Raw genomic sequence first — 13,991 nt, forward strand, 5'->3', positions numbered from 1 at the left:
GCCCAGGTATAAGTTGTTGTAACTATTATGGTTTAGGACTCATGACAGCGCGACGTACGCGACCGCCTGGTCCCTCAACCACGTGCGCTGCCTGCGCACGAAGGTGCGTGTGGCGCGCACGATGGCCGGCGCGAGCTCGTCGGCCGGCAGGCGCCCTTCCAGGTGCTCCCGCACCTGCCGGTAGCCGACGGAGCCCATCGCCCGCGCGTCGCCGTGGCCGCGGGAGAGGAGCGAGCGGACCTCCTCCACCCAGCCCTGCTCCAGCCACCCGGCGACGCGGGCCTCGATGCGGCGGTCGAGCTCGGCGCGGTCCCGGTGCACCGCGAGCAGGCGCGCGGCGTGCCGGCGCTCCCGGAAGCCGTGCTCCGCGTGCCACGCGCTCTGCGTCCGGCCCGAGCGCTCGTAGATCTCCAGCGCCCGGCTGACCCGCACGAGGTCGTTGGGCGCGAGGCGGGCCGCGCTCTCCGGATCCACGGCGGCGAGGCGCGCGTGGAGCGCGGCGCGCCCCTCGGCGTCGGCGATCGCACGGTGGCGCGCGCGCGCCTCGGGATCGGCGGGCGGCGCGGGCGACAGGCCGAGCACGAGCGCCTTCACCCAGAGGAACGTGCCGCCGCAGACGACGGGGACCCGGCCGCGGCCGCGGATGTCGTCGATCGCCGCCTCCGCGAGCTCCGCGAAGCGCTGAGCGTCGATCGCCTGGAGCGGATCGACCGCGTCGACAAGGTGGTGCGCCGCGCGCGCCCGCTCGGCGGGCGTCGGCTTCCCGGAGCCGAGGTCGAACTCCCGGTAGATCTGCACGCTGTCGGCGCTCACCACCTCGCCGCCGAACCGCTCCGCGAGCCGGATGGCGAGCTCGGTCTTGCCGCTCGCCGTCGGGCCGACCACGACGAGCAGCTCACCCGGCGCCGGCGGCGCGATCGTCTCCCACGACGACGGCGCGGCCGCGCCGGCGTCGGGGGCGAGCTCGAGCGCCGCCTCGCTCACCGCCTCCCCACGCGGTGCTCCAGCTCGGGCCAGCCGACGCGCATCACGATGGGCCGACCGTGCGGGCAGTGGCCGGCGAAGTCGACCTCGTCGAGCGCCGTGAGCAGCGCCCGCGCCTCCTCCGGCGCCACCGGGTCGCCCGCGCGCAGCGAGCCGTGGCAGGCCATCGTCGCCAGCGCGAGGTCCACCGCGCCCGAGAAGGCGCGCTCGCCCGAGTGGCTGAGCTCGTCCACGAGGTCGCGCACGAGGCGCTCGGGCGCCGCGCGGCGGAGCAGCGTCGGCACCGCGTGCACCGCGAGCTGCGCCGCGCCCGCCGGGCGCACATCGAGCCCGAGCCGCGCGATCGCCTCCTGCGCCTCCTCGACGAGCGCCACCTCCGCCGGGGCCGCCTGGACGATCACGGGGAAGAGCAGCTTCTGCGTGGCGACGTCGCGCCCGTCGAACGACGCGCGCAGGCGGTGGAACGTCACGCGCTCCGCCGCCGCGTGCTGATCGAGGAAGTAGATGCCGTCCGGCCCCTCGCACACGAAGAAGGTGTTGCGCACCTGGGCGAGGAAGCGCAGCGACCCCCAGGAGACCACGCGCTCGGCCGCGGCGAGCACCGGCCCGTTGCGCGCCGGTAGATCCGGGTAGGGGACGGGCGGCGACCCCGGCGCGGGCGCCGGCGGCTCGCCTGGCCCGCCGCGCGCCAGCAGATCGAGCGCCGCGACGTCGGCCCACGCCCCGAGCTGCGCCGGCGCTGCCGGCCCGGCCGGCGCAGCGTGAGGACGCGCCGGCGGGACCCCGCCGAGGTCGCCGCCGAGGCCCCATGGATCGGCCGGCGGCCCCTGCCGCTCGCCCGATGCGCCCGCGGCGGGCGCCGATGGACCTGCCGCCGGCGCCTCCGCCGCGGGGCCGCTCGACCAGACCCAGGCGTCTCCGGGCGGGGACGCCGCGTCCTCGAAGAGCTTGCCCTTGCGGCCCTGGAAGCCGCCGGGGGCCGGCGCGGGCAGGCCGAACGCCGCGGCCACCTGCGCGGCGACGATCTTGTAGAGCGCGTCGGCGACGGCGCGGCCGTCGGCGAAGCGGACCTCGGCCTTCTGGGGGTGGACGTTCACGTCCACGAGCTCGGCGGGCAGATCGATGAACACCGCGCCGATGGGGTACCGGCCCGGCTCGAGGACGCTGCCGTAGGCGAGCGCGATCGAGCGCGCCAGCGAGCGGTCGCGCACGTGCCGGCCGTTCACGAACATCCACAGCCAGCTGGCGCCCGAGCGGGCGCGCTCCGGCCGCGACACGAACGCCTCGACCGTGAGCGGCCCGCGCTGGCCCGCGCACGTCGCGAGCTCCTCGCCCGCGAGCATCGCGCGCGCCCGCTCCGCGCGGCTCGAGGTGCGCAGCCACTCCCGGGCGACGCGCCCGTCGCGCGAGAGGACCAGCGTCACGCCCGGCTCGCCGAGCGCGACCGCCTGCGCGATCTCGGACACGTGCGCCGACTCGGTGCCGACGGCGCGCAGGAACTTGCGCCGCGCGGGGACGTTGAAGAAGAGATCGCGCACCTCGACCACGGTGCCGGCGGCGCACCCGCAGGGGATGGCCTGCGCCGCGCCGCCGCCCTCGATCCGGATCTCCGTCCCCTCGGCCTCGCCGTCGCGCCGCGTCCGCAGCGAGAAGCGGCTCACCGAGGCGATGCTCGGGAGCGCCTCGCCGCGGAAGCCGAAGCTCTGGATGCTGCGGAGGTCGTCGATCCGGGCGATCTTGCTCGTGGCGTGGCGGAGCACCGCGAGGGAGGCGTCCTCGCGGCTCATCCCGCGCCCGTCGTCCGCGACGCGCACCAGGCCGACGCCGCCCCCCTCGATGTCGACGCGGATGCGGCGCGCGCCCGCGTCGAGCGCGTTCTCGACGAGCTCCTTCACGACGCTCGCCGGCCGCTCGACCACCTCGCCCGCCGCGATCTGGTTGGCGAGGTCGTCCGGGAGGATGGCGACCCTCCGCTCTTCGACCTGCGCCTGCGTGAGCGTCGATCGAGGATCCGCGCCGGCGATCCTCTCCGCGGTGCTCATGGCTCGTCGCCGGGGTCGACCGCCCGGGCGACCGCCTGGAAGTACGTCTTGGTGCGCTCCCGCGTCAGCGCCACCGCGGCGGAGCCGAGGACGGCCAGCTCGAAGATCGCGAAGCGCACCCGCTCGGCGGTCCACCAGAGTCCGGTGTTCGTGAGGCCCGCGCGCTCGGGGATGTCCGGCGGGAGGAGCGCCCCCGCCTGCGCCACCATGTCGATCCAGGCGCCGCGGACGCCCCGCGTGAGCGCGTACTCGACCGCGGCGAAGGCCAGGTTGGCGATGAGGACCTGGAGGACGAAGCCGCGCGTGCCGGGCCGCCCGCCGAGCGCCAGCCCGCTCGCGACGACGAGCAACCCGCCGAGGAGCAGCTTCCCGATGCTGAGGGGGAAGGAGACGTCCTGGTACAGGCTCAGCGCGCGCGCCTGCGCGGCCTCGAGCACGAGGAACGTGAACTGGAACGGATCCCCCTGGTCGCGCGCTTGCTCGGCCACGGCCATGACGTCAGGGGCCATGCCGGCGCGCAGGTACATGGCCGTCCCGCACCCGGCCATGAAGCCGCGCACGCCGATGAGCCAGGTGAGCAGCATGGTGGCCACCAGGTACCAGGGGCGCAGCGAGCGCGGGCGCGGAGGGCGGTGCGAGTCCACGTGGAGGAGGCTGGCGTGTAGCACGTTCTCCGATCTCGCGCGCTCTCTTCCTTACCTGCGGATCGCGGAGCGGGTAGCCTCCGGATCGCGAAGCGCCCGCGCGCCTGCGCGCCGGCACAGGTGGCGCGGTGCGGCGGGGCTGTACTAGAACTTCGAGGACGAGGTCCGGGTGGCGAAGAGCAAGAGCGAGCCGCGAACGAAGCGAACGAAGGGGACCGGAGCGCCCCAGCCCGACGGGGTGGCGAAGGCGGGGCCCGAGGCCGGAGCGGAGGGTGAAGGCGCGGACCTCCGGCCCGACTCGGACGCGGCCCCCCGGCCTGCCGCGAAGCGCCGCGCGCGCTCCACCGCGAAGGACGGCGGGCGCGCGGGCGGCGAGGCGCAGCCCGCGGAGAGCGACGACGAGGGCCCGCGCGAGGAGGACGACGAGGCGGACGGCGCGCCCGAGAGCGGCGCCGCGAGGGCGGGCGACGTCGACGAGGGCGATGTCGTGGAGGTCGTCGGCGAGGTGATCGACGACGCGGGCGTCGATCTGAACGACATCGAGCTGCCGCGCTCCGCGCGGGCCAGCGGCGGCGAGGGCCGCGGCGGCGGCGGCAGCGACGCCGCGCTGTCGCGCACGGACCCGCTGCAGGCTTACCTGCGCGAGGTGCAGCGCCACGCGCTGCTCACGCCGGACGAGGAGAAGGAGCTGACGATCAAGTACACGAAGACGCAGGACGTCGCGACCGCCGCGCGGCTCGTGACGGCGAACCTGCGGCTCGTGGTCAAGCTCGCGTACGAGTACCGGCGCGCCTACAAGAACATCATGGACCTCATCCAGGAGGGGAACATCGGCCTGATGCAGGCCGTGAAGCGCTACGACCCGTACCGCGGCGTGAAGCTCTCCTCGTACGCGGCCTGGTGGATCCGCGCGTACATCCTCCGCTTCATCCTCAACAACTGGCGCCTCGTGAAGCTCGGCACGACGCAGGCGCAGCGGAAGCTCTTCTTCAACCTCAACAAGGAGAAGGCGAAGCTCTCGGCGATGGGCATCGAGCCCACGGCGGCGGAGATCGCGAAGCGCCTGTCGGTCGAGGAGAAGGAGGTCGTCGACATGGACCGCCGCCTCGCGAGCGGCGAGGCCTCGCTCGACGCCCCGGTCGGCGACCTCGAGGGCCGGACGATCCCGCGCGTCGAGCTGCTCGTGTCGTCGGGGGCGAGCCCGGACACCGCGTACGAGGCGAGCGAGATGGGCAGGCTCGTCCACGATCGGCTCTCGAAGTTCCGCGAGACGCTGAAGGGCAAGGACGTGATCATCTTCGACAAGCGCATGGCCGCCGAGGATCCGCTCACGCTCCAGGAGCTCGGCAACGAGTTCGGCATCTCGCGCGAGCGCGTGCGCCAGCTCGAGGCGCGGCTCCAGTCCAAGCTGCGGACGTACCTCCAGGAGGAGCTCGGCGACGCCGTCGAGATGGACTAGGCCGTGTCGAGCGGCGGCGAGCAGGGCGGGTCGAGCGACCGCGGTTGCCTCTACGTGGTGGCGACGCCGATCGGCAACCTCGGCGACATCACGCTGCGCGCGGTCGAGACGCTGCGCGGGGCGGACCGGATCCTCGCGGAGGACACGCGGCGGGCCCGGGCGCTCCTCGGCCACCTCGGCGTCTCGGGCAAGCCGGTCGACCGGTTCGACGCGCACGCCTCGGAGGCGGACGCGGCGCGCGCGGCCGCGCGGCTCGCGGCGGGCGAGTCGATCGCCTTCATGACCGACGCCGGCACGCCGGTCGTGAGCGATCCGGGGACGGCGCTCGTGCGCGCGGCCACGGAGGCGGGGGCGCGCGTCGTGGCGATCCCCGGGCCGAGCGCGGTGATGGTGGCGGTGAGCGCGTCGGGGCTGGTGACGGGGGGCTTCCGCTTCGTCGGGTTCCTGCCCCGCGGCGGGCGCGAGCGGCGCGAGGCGCTGGCCCTTGTCACGTCGACGCCGGAGGCGGTTGTGCTGTTCGAGTCGCCGCGGCGCTTCAGCGAGACGCTGGCCGAGCTCGCCGAGCGGATGCCCGGGCGGCGCGCCGTCGTCGCGCGCGAGCTGACGAAGGTGCACGAGGAGATCCTGAGCGGCAGCGTGGAGGAGCTCGCGGCGATCGAGCGGGAGTGGCTCGGGGAGATCACGCTCGTGCTCGCGCCTGCGGAGCCGGCCGCGGAAGGCGCGCGCCCGAGCGACGAGGAGCTCGACGCGCGCATCGATCGGGAGCTCGCCCAGGGGAGGCGGGCCAAGCACATCGCCGAGGAGCTGTCGGTGGAGCTCGGGCTACCGCGGCGCGAGATCTACACGCGGGCGGTGGCGCGGCGGGGGGAGCCGCGCGGGTAGGGTAGAGCGCTCACGTGTGCCGGCCCTGCCCTCGCGCCTTCAGCTCGTCGACGGCGTGCTTCACCTCCTGGGCCCGATCGCGCGGCACGATGAGCAGCGCGTCATCGGTCTCGACCACCACGAGGCCCTCCACGCCGACGAGCGCGATGACCCGGCGATCGTCGGGCGCGGCGCGCGCGCGCAGATCGACCACGTGGTTGCCGTGCGCGTCGATCAGCACCGATCCCGCGGGCGCGCTGTTGCCTCGCTCGTCCTTGTCGGCGAGCTCCCAGGCGCTCTGCCAGCTGCCCACGTCGCTCCAGCCGAAGTCGCCGGGCACCACGGCGAGCCCGGCGACGTGCTCCATCACGCCGTGATCGACGCTGACGGCCGGGAGGCCCGGGAACACCCGCAGGACGGCCTCCGCCTCGGCGCCAGGGCCCAGCGCGGCGGCGCGGTCGATCTCGTCGAGCCCCGCGGCGAGCGCCGGCAGGTGGGCGCGGATCGCGGCCAGCATGTCGCCCGCGCGGAAGATGAACATCCCCGCGTTCCAGAGGAAGCGGCCGCTCGCCACGAACTCCGCGGCGCGCTCGCGGCTCGGCTTCTCGACGAAGCGCCGCACGCGGCGGGGCTCCGCGCCCTCCGCCCCGGCGGCCTCCTCCACCTCGATGTAACCGAAGCCCGTCTCCGGGTGCGTCGGGCGGACGCCGATCGTCGTGATCGCGCCGCCCTGGGCCGAGGCGACGGCGGCCCCCAGCGCCTCGAGGAACCGCGGCACGTCGGCGATGTGGTGATCGCTCGGGAGCACGACCACGACCGCCTCGGGGTCGTCGCGCGCGATGGTGGCGGCCGCCCAGCCGATGCACGGGGCCGTGTTGCGCGGCGCCGGCTCGACCAGCAGGCGCCGCTCGGGCACCTCGGGCAGCGCCGCGCGGGTGGGCGCGACCAGGTGCTGGCCTGTCGCGATCCAGACGCGCTCCCAGCCCGCGCGCCCGCCGCGGGCGCACAGCGGGAGCACGCGGCGCGCCGTCGCGGCGAGGAGCGGCTCGCCGCCGAGCAGCGGCAAGAGCTGCTTCGGGCGCGCGGCGCGCGACGCCGGCCAGAAGCGGGTGCCCGCGCCGCCGGCGAGGATCAGGACATGGATCGAGGGGTCGGTCGGGGTCATCGGCGCTTCTCCTCGGTGTGGACGTGCGGTCTGGACGGCGAAGAGGGTCGCACGGTTGCGGTGCGGCCGCCGAGGGGCGCTCAGGCGAGGCCGGGCAGCGCGCGCGCGTAGGCCACCATCGCGAGGCCGAGGGGGACCACCCACAGCGAGAGCGCGCCGACGCGCCGCCGCTCGGCGAGGGCGCGGAGCGCGGAGGCCGCCGCGGCGGCGCTCACGAAGGCGGCGAGGAGGCCGAGCGCCACGGCGCCCGCCCCTGGCGCCGGGCCGTGGAAAGCGCGCGCCTCGGCGAGCGCCGAGACGAGCAGCGCGGGGAGGCTCAGCGCGAGCGCGAGCTCGACGGCGCGCGCGGGCCGGACGCCGAGCCAGAGCAGCACGACGAGCGCGGCCCCGACCCGCGACGCGCCGGGCAGCGCCGCGACCCCGTGCGCCGCGCCGGCCGCGAGGGCCCCGGCGATCGACGGCGCGTCGGTCTCGTCGCGGCCGTCCCGCCGCGGCGCGAGCGCTGTGCTCGCGAGCGCCGCGCCGGTGGCGAGCAGGCCGAGCCCCACCGCGAGCGGCGCGTCCCGCCACGGCGCTACGTACGGACGGAGCGCCGCCGCCACGATCAGGCTCACTGCGGCGCCCAGCGCGAGCCCCGCCGCGTCGCGCGCCGGCGGCGACGAGCTGAAGAGCGACGGCCTCGCGAGCGCCCGGGCGCCCTCGCCGAGCGCGCGGAGGAGCCGCTGCCGCACGGCGAGCGCGAGCGCCGCCGCCGTCGCGAGCGCCTGCGCGGCGGCGATCCAGGCGTCGCCGTCGGCCGCGCGGAGCCAGAGCCGGGCCGCCGCGCCATGCCCGGTCGCCGAGATGGGCAGCGCCTGCGCCGCCCCCTGCACGGCCGCGAGCACCGTCACGTCAACGAGACCCACATCCGAGCGATATCCCAGCTCGGCGCGTCCTGTCGATCCCGAGCAGCAGCGCCGGCGAGGCCCGGGTCTGCTGGCTTGCCGCGGTTCAGCTTTTCACCTACATAACCACCCCTGGATCCGACCCCTCTCGCCTGAAACGAGGGGGGCGAGCCGAGCGAGGTTCCGCCCGATGTTGATGGCCTACGCCAGCGTTGCCGCGTTCTTTCTGGTGGCGATCGGCTTCATGCTCGGCTCTCTGCTGTTCGGGAGGCTGCTGCGCCCCAACAACATGTACGCCGAGAAGGTCGAGACGTACGAGTGCGGCGAAGCGCCTGTCGGGCCCGCGTGGTTCAACTTCAACCCGCGGTTTTACATCATCGCGCTCGTCTACATCATCTTCGACGTCGAGATAGCGTTCATCTACCCGGTCGCGGCCGTGTTCAAGCGCTGGGTGGACCAGGGCAACGGGCTCTTCGCGCTGATCGAGATCTTCCTCTTCGTGGCCATCCTGATGCTCGGCTTCGCCTATGTCTGGGTGAAGGGCGATTTCAACTGGATCCGCTCCATCAAGGGGGATCCGCGCGGGGCTCAGAACGTGAGCAGCCGGGCTCGACCGCGCGCGCCGCTCGCGGGCGCGGGCGAAGGCGCGCCGGCGGGCCTCCCGGGTCAGGCGGCGGCCGCCGAGGGAGGTGCGGAGTCATGACATCGAACCTGAACCTGATGGCCCCGCCCCGCGGGTGGGAAGCGAAGTACGAGAGCGACGGCGGCGGCGTCATCACGACGAGCGTCGATCAGACCGTCAACTGGCTGCTCAACTGGGGCCGGTCGAACAGCGTCTGGTACATGCTCTTCGGCCTGGCCTGCTGCGCCATCGAGCTCATGCAGACCGGCGGCCCCCGCGGCGATCTCGAGCGCTTCGGGGCCGCGCCGCGGCCGAGCCCCCGGTCGAGCGACCTGTTCATCATCGCGGGGACGCTGACCTACAAGATGGCGACCCGCGTGAAGCGCCTCTATGACCAGATGTCGGAGCCGCGCTTCGTCATCTCGATGGGCAGCTGCTCGAACTGCGGGGGCCTCTTCCAGTACGCCTACTCGGTCTGCAAGGGCGTGGATCAGATCATCCCGGTCGACGTCTACGTGCCCGGCTGCCCCCCGCGCCCCGAGGCGCTGCTCGAAGGGCTCCTCAAGATCCAGGAGAAGATCAAGAGCGAGCGGGCCCTCGGCCGCCGCGGCGCGACGGGCGGCTGAGCCCCCTCCTCTCGACTCGACACCTCCCGTACCCCCATGTCACCCGAAGAGATCTTCCAGGCGCTCCAGGCGAAGCTCGGCGAAGACGCGGTCTTCGACTTCCACCCCGTGTCTCCGAAGGATCGCGACGCCTGGCTCCAGGTCGCGCCCGCGAAGCTCGAGGCCGTGTGCCGGTTCCTGCGCGAGGCGCCGGAGCTCGATTTCGATTACCTGGAGTGCATCACCGGGGTCGACTATCCCGATCTCAAGAAGATCGTCGTCGTCTATCACATCTACTCGTACGCGAAGAAGCACCGGGTCGTCCTGAAGGTGTTCCTCGACCGGGAGAGCCCCGCCGTGTCGACGCTCGTCGACGTGTGGTCGGCGGCCAACTGGCAGGAGCGGGAGTGCTTCGACCTGTTCGGCGTGCGCTTCGAGGGGCACCCGGATCTCCGCCGCCTGCTCCTGCCCGACGACTGGGAGGGGCACCCGCTGCGCAAGGACTGGCAGGAGAAGGCCGAGTACCGCGGCATCCCGACGCAGCGGCCGAACCCCGTCGAGCTCTTCAAGATCAAGCTCCCGAAGAAGGACGCGGAGGCGTCATGAGCCAGGTCATCTTCAGCGTCGATCGCGGGGGCGCGGCGCCGGGCGCCGAGATGGAAGACGAGATGACCCTCAACATGGGGCCTCATCACCCGTCGACCCACGGCGTGCTCCGCTTCATCATCTCGACGGACGGCGAGATCATCCGGAAGGCGGTGCCGGACGTCGGCTACCTGCACCGGAGCATCGAGAAGATCGGCGAGCGCTGCACGTACAGCGGCTTCATGCCGTACACGGATCGCGTCGACTACATCGCCGCGATGTTCGCCAACGAGGCCTGGGCGAGCGCCTGCGAGAAGCTGATGGGCATCGAGGTGCCGAAGCGGGCGCAGTACCTCCGCGTCATCTCCTGTGAGCTCAACCGGATCGGGAGCCACATGATCGCGCTCGGCGCGATGGCGATGGACGTCGGCGCGGTCACGCCGTTCCCGTGGGCGCTGCGAGAGCGGGAGTACATCAACGACTTCATCGAGGAGCTGTGCGGCGCGCGGCTCACCTTCAATTACCACCGCATCGGCGGCGTGTCGTTCGACATGCCGAAGGGGTGGGCCGACAAGGTGAGGCACTGGCTCGACCGCTTCGAGCCGATCATGGTCGAGTTCGACCGGCTCATCAGCCTGAACGACATCTTCATCAAGCGCCTCGCCAACGTCGCCGTGGTCACGGCCGAGGAGGCGAAGGACTGGGGGCTCGTCGGCCCCAACCTGCGCGGGTCCGGCGTGAAATGGGATCTCCGCAAGGAGGACGCGTATTCGGTCTACCCCGAGCTCGAGTTCGACGTCCCCGTGGGCCGCGGGCGCTACGGGACCGTGGGAGACTGCTGGGACCGGTTCTACGTCCGTGTCGAGGAGTGCCGCGAGTCGGCGAAGATCCTCCGCCAGGCGCTCGACAAGATCGACGAGCACCCCGAGGACGACATCCTGGGCAAGCTGCCGAAGAAGATGCGGCCCGACGGGGAGGCGTACGCTCGCATCGAGAGCGCCCGCGGCGACATGGGCTGTTACGTCATCGGGCGTGGCGCGGAGGAGGCGTACCGGGCGCGCTTCCGGACAGGGAGCTTCACCGCGATGGCGATGATCGAGGCCAAGAGCCCCGGGCTGTTCCTGGCCGACCTCGTGGCGCTCATCGCGAGCTTCGACGTCGTGGCGCCCGAGATCGACCGGTGAGCGGGGCGAGGGGCTCGAGGTGGTAGCCGGCGAATGGCTGTCTCAGTCCTCGCTTGCGGGCAGCGGCGGAGGCGGCGGCAGCGCGCGGGGGGGCTCGAGGCGCGTCGGCTCCGCCTTGCAGGCGACGGTGCGGCCATCGCAGCCACAGACGTTCCCGCCCAGATCCTCGTAGACCGCCGGGGAGCGCTCATCGACGTACCTCACGAGGTCGAGCGGCTCGCACGTGAAGGTCGTCGACGCGAGCCGCACCGTCGCGCCGACGTTGTAGATGCCGGCCGCGGTGCTCCGCTCGATCACGCTGTCCCGGACGAGGGCCTCCGCCTGACCCGTCTCGTTGTTGTAGGCGATGATGCCGTAGCCGTAGCCGTCCCCGCCGTCGAGCGTGCGCCCCAGGGTGTCCGTGATCGTCGTCGCGTCGACTGTCGCGTCCGAGTCGCTGAGGAAGAGGCCGCCGTCCCTGCTCGACTCGATAAGGACATTGCGCAGGTGAGCGCTCGCGCGCTCGCCGAGATCGGGCAGCGACTGGACATTGACGCCCCGGCCGACTTCCTCGTTCGACGGCAGCGGCCTCGTGTCGCGCACCACGGTCGAGTCCAGGGTCGCGTCGGCCCCGAAGACGGCGATCCCCATCCCGTAACTGCCTTCCACCGCGCTGCCGCGCACCTGGGCGCTCGAGCGCCGTTGATCGTGCGCGATCTCGATCCCCGCGCCGTAGTCGGGCGCGCCGGGGAGGATCTCCCGCACGAGGAGGCCATCGATCTCGACGTCGGAGCCGTTGATGACGACCCCCCTCTCGCGGCTCCGCTCGACAAGGACGTGCCGCAGCGCCACGAGGGCGGGGCGGCCGTCGACGCGGCTCGGCTCGGTGTAGAGGCCCATGCCGTGGCCCGGATCACCCTCCGTCAGCACCAGACCCGTGTCGCGCACGACCGTCGCCTCGATGGTCGCCTCGGCGCCGATCATCGCGATGGCGGCGGTGTGATTCCGCTCCAGGACGCTGCCCCGGACCGTGAGGGTCCCCGGATCGAAGTCCGGGATATGGGTCGCCGTGAGCCCTGTGCCCGGCAGCTCCGCCGCGAGCCAGGCGACGTCGCGGACGACGCTGTCCTCGACGACGCCGTCCGCCCCGGAGAACCTGAACCCGAGCCCCCCGACGCGCTCGATAACGACGGATCGCGCCGTCACGCTCGCGCGGCGCTCGAACGACTCGACCTGCATCGCTATCGCATGGCCGTAGAACGGGTGCCCCCGGTCCCCGGTGGCGAGATCGATATCGCGCAGGACCGTGCCCTCCAGCGTCACGGCGGCGTCCGCCACGACCATGCCCGCGCCCGTTGTGTGCTCCACGAGCGCCCCGCGCACGGTCAGGCTCGTTTCGGAGCCCAGGCTTGCGGCGAGGACGCCGACATCGCTGGTGTCGTGGATCCAGACCCGCTCGACAAGGACATCGCGCGCGTTCGCCACGCCGAGACCCATGCCCTGCCCGCGGATCGCGAGATCGTGGATCTCCGTGGCGCTCGCGCCCCTCTCGATCTGGACGGCGATCGCCGAGGGCGGCCCGACGATCTCGACGCGCGCGGGGCACCGGCCCCAGAGCCGCACGGGCTGCCCTGAGATCAGCAGCTCTTCGACGTAGCTGCCCTCCGCGATCGCGATCAGGGCGCCCTCGGCCGCGCGGTCGATCGCGTCCTGGATCGTCGTCCACGGTCTGGCCTCCGTGCCGTCGCTGTCCGCCCCGGCGTAGGCCGCGTCGACGAACTCGGTCGTCTCGTCGATCGGCGCGCCGCCCCACGGGCCCGCCCCGCACGGAGCGACCTCGCGCCACGCCGCCTCGCCGGGGACGGCCATCTGCCCTGGCGGGCCCGCCTCCGCCGGCAGCACGGGCACGCAGCCCTGCGCTCCGTCGGGCGTGAAGCCGCTCCCGCACCGCCCGGGCGGGACCCCCGCCGGCTCGCAGCCCGCGCCGGTCTCCACCGCGCCCGGTGGGCACGGGAACGTGGGCCCGGCGTCCGTCCCCGGGCCGCCGACCGGGTCGAGGCGCTGCACGCACGCCGCGAGCAGCGCGATCTGCAGGAGAGAGAGGGCGAGCCGGTCTAGACGCATGGTGCTTCGGTGCCTCGCGGGAACGATACGCGCTCCTCGTCCCCGAGGCGCCCTCGGAGACCCGCCTGCGCATGTTGAGCGAAACCTTGCTCACTTGGGCGCGTAGTTGCGCATCGAGGGCCGCATCGTGGGGATGCCGCCCGCGCCCTGGCCGGCGCTCCGCCGGTCCCGGGCTGCGGTCGTGAGCTCGGGCCCCGCGGCATGCGCGTTGCTTTGACGTGAAGGAACGAAGGAACGCGAGCTTCGGGGCTGGAGCGGCGCCGGGAGGCACGCTCGCTGTCCGGCTCGACGAACACGGGGTGTCACAGGCGACATGCCGCCTTGGACCTCAAGGACTCTTCGGAGCGCATCCGAGAGGGCGCGCGCGGTCGTTCGCGAATCCTCGCGAGCGACCGCGCGCGTCGATACGTAGTCAACGTCTGTAAGGAGATTGCCATGCTCACCATCCAGAATACCGAGTCGATGTTCGAGACGCAGACGACCGCCGGCGCGACCGACGTCGTCGACACGAAGGCCGGCGTGCAGCGTCTCGAGCTCACCCTCAAGAAGATCAGCGAGAAGAGCAACGAGACGCTCCAGGCCGCCCCGCTGAGCTCCGCCTGTACGAGCGGGTGCTTCTCCTCGATCAGCTCGATCGAGGTCGCGTCGAACTCGTCCTTCGACAGCCTCGACGAGGGGCAGCTCGAGAGCGTCATCCGCATGCACGACAAGGCGCTCGACGTCATGGGCCAGGACGCCCTCGTCTCGGCCGCGATCGCCAAGGGCGTCGAGCTCGGCGCCGACAAGAAGTGAACCCGTAGGCGCACCCCGGGCGGCCCGGACGCGCGTCGCGCGTCCGGGCTCCCGGGGCGCC

13 protein-coding genes are annotated in these 13,991 nt (G+C 73.3%); 7 read left to right on the top strand and 6 right to left on the bottom strand.

Translation table 11 applies throughout. The features are described 5' to 3' along the window. Positions 1-39 precede the first annotated feature (39 nt). From miaA to WMF11_RS50160, 3 genes are read right to left on the bottom strand one after another with little or no spacing between them, the layout of a single operon-like run. Positions 40-984, bottom strand: coding sequence for a tRNA (adenosine(37)-N6)-dimethylallyltransferase MiaA (miaA, locus tag WMF11_RS50150; RefSeq protein WP_437975813.1), 945 nt, complete (start codon positions 982-984; stop codon positions 40-42). Further along, on the bottom strand, positions 981-3,026 hold the full coding sequence (mutL, locus tag WMF11_RS50155) for a DNA mismatch repair endonuclease MutL (RefSeq protein ID WP_437975814.1): 2,046 nt from the start codon (positions 3,024-3,026) through the stop codon (positions 981-983). The genes miaA and mutL overlap by 4 nt, the downstream gene beginning before the upstream one ends. Then, entirely contained in the window at positions 3,023-3,694 is a 672-nt protein-coding gene (locus WMF11_RS50160; protein ID WP_437906117.1) for a hypothetical protein, read from the bottom strand. The genes mutL and WMF11_RS50160 overlap by 4 nt, the downstream gene beginning before the upstream one ends. Positions 3,695-3,839: 145 nt before the next feature. Here WMF11_RS50160 and WMF11_RS50165 point away from each other — a divergent pair, with 145 nt between their 5' ends. Further along, positions 3,840-5,129 (top strand): RNA polymerase factor sigma-32, encoded by a 1,290-nt coding sequence (locus tag WMF11_RS50165; protein WP_437975815.1) that lies wholly within the window; start codon positions 3,840-3,842, stop codon positions 5,127-5,129. A 3-nt stretch (positions 5,130-5,132) separates the two neighbouring features. Beyond that, positions 5,133-6,011 (top strand): 16S rRNA (cytidine(1402)-2'-O)-methyltransferase, encoded by an 879-nt coding sequence (rsmI, locus tag WMF11_RS50170; protein ID WP_437906119.1) that lies wholly within the window; start codon positions 5,133-5,135, stop codon positions 6,009-6,011. A 10-nt stretch (positions 6,012-6,021) separates the two neighbouring features. Here the strand turns inward: rsmI and WMF11_RS50175 are convergent, their stop codons facing one another. After that, on the bottom strand, positions 6,022-7,155 hold the full coding sequence (locus tag WMF11_RS50175) for a mannose-1-phosphate guanylyltransferase (protein WP_437975816.1): 1,134 nt from the start codon (positions 7,153-7,155) through the stop codon (positions 6,022-6,024). An 80-nt stretch (positions 7,156-7,235) separates the two neighbouring features. Further along, positions 7,236-8,060: an undecaprenyl-diphosphate phosphatase gene (locus tag WMF11_RS50180; protein WP_437975817.1), complete on the bottom strand. Its 825-nt coding sequence runs from the start codon at positions 8,058-8,060 to the stop codon at positions 7,236-7,238. Positions 8,061-8,229: 169 nt separating this feature from the next. Here WMF11_RS50180 and WMF11_RS50185 point away from each other — a divergent pair, with 169 nt between their 5' ends. The 4 genes from WMF11_RS50185 to WMF11_RS50200 are packed head-to-tail and all read left to right on the top strand — an operon-like array spanning position 8,230 to position 11,035. After that, on the top strand, positions 8,230-8,742 hold the full coding sequence (locus tag WMF11_RS50185; RefSeq protein WP_437547962.1) for an NADH-quinone oxidoreductase subunit A: 513 nt from the start codon (positions 8,230-8,232) through the stop codon (positions 8,740-8,742). Further along, complete coding sequence (nuoB, locus tag WMF11_RS50190; RefSeq protein ID WP_012241670.1) at positions 8,739-9,287, top strand: NADH-quinone oxidoreductase subunit NuoB; 549 nt, start codon at positions 8,739-8,741, stop codon at positions 9,285-9,287. The genes WMF11_RS50185 and nuoB overlap by 4 nt, the downstream gene beginning before the upstream one ends. Before the next feature lie 36 nt (positions 9,288-9,323). Continuing rightward, positions 9,324-9,872: an NADH-quinone oxidoreductase subunit C gene (locus tag WMF11_RS50195; RefSeq protein ID WP_437975818.1), complete on the top strand. Its 549-nt coding sequence runs from the start codon at positions 9,324-9,326 to the stop codon at positions 9,870-9,872. Further along, complete coding sequence (locus WMF11_RS50200; RefSeq protein WP_437906125.1) at positions 9,869-11,035, top strand: NADH-quinone oxidoreductase subunit D; 1,167 nt, start codon at positions 9,869-9,871, stop codon at positions 11,033-11,035. The genes WMF11_RS50195 and WMF11_RS50200 overlap by 4 nt, the downstream gene beginning before the upstream one ends. A 42-nt stretch (positions 11,036-11,077) precedes the next feature. On the opposite strand, the gene WMF11_RS50205 is transcribed toward WMF11_RS50200, so the two are convergent. After that, positions 11,078-13,138: a hypothetical protein gene (locus WMF11_RS50205; RefSeq protein WP_437975819.1), complete on the bottom strand. Its 2,061-nt coding sequence runs from the start codon at positions 13,136-13,138 to the stop codon at positions 11,078-11,080. A gap of 435 nt (positions 13,139-13,573) precedes the next feature. On the opposite strand from WMF11_RS50205, the gene WMF11_RS50210 reads away from it, so the two are divergent. Beyond that, positions 13,574-13,930, top strand: coding sequence for a hypothetical protein (locus tag WMF11_RS50210; RefSeq protein WP_437906127.1), 357 nt, complete (start codon positions 13,574-13,576; stop codon positions 13,928-13,930). Positions 13,931-13,991: the final 61 nt, after the last annotated feature.

The organism is Sorangium sp. So ce295 (genome assembly GCF_051527405.1).
GTDB lineage: Bacteria > Myxococcota_A > Polyangia > Polyangiales > Polyangiaceae > Sorangium > Sorangium cellulosum_B.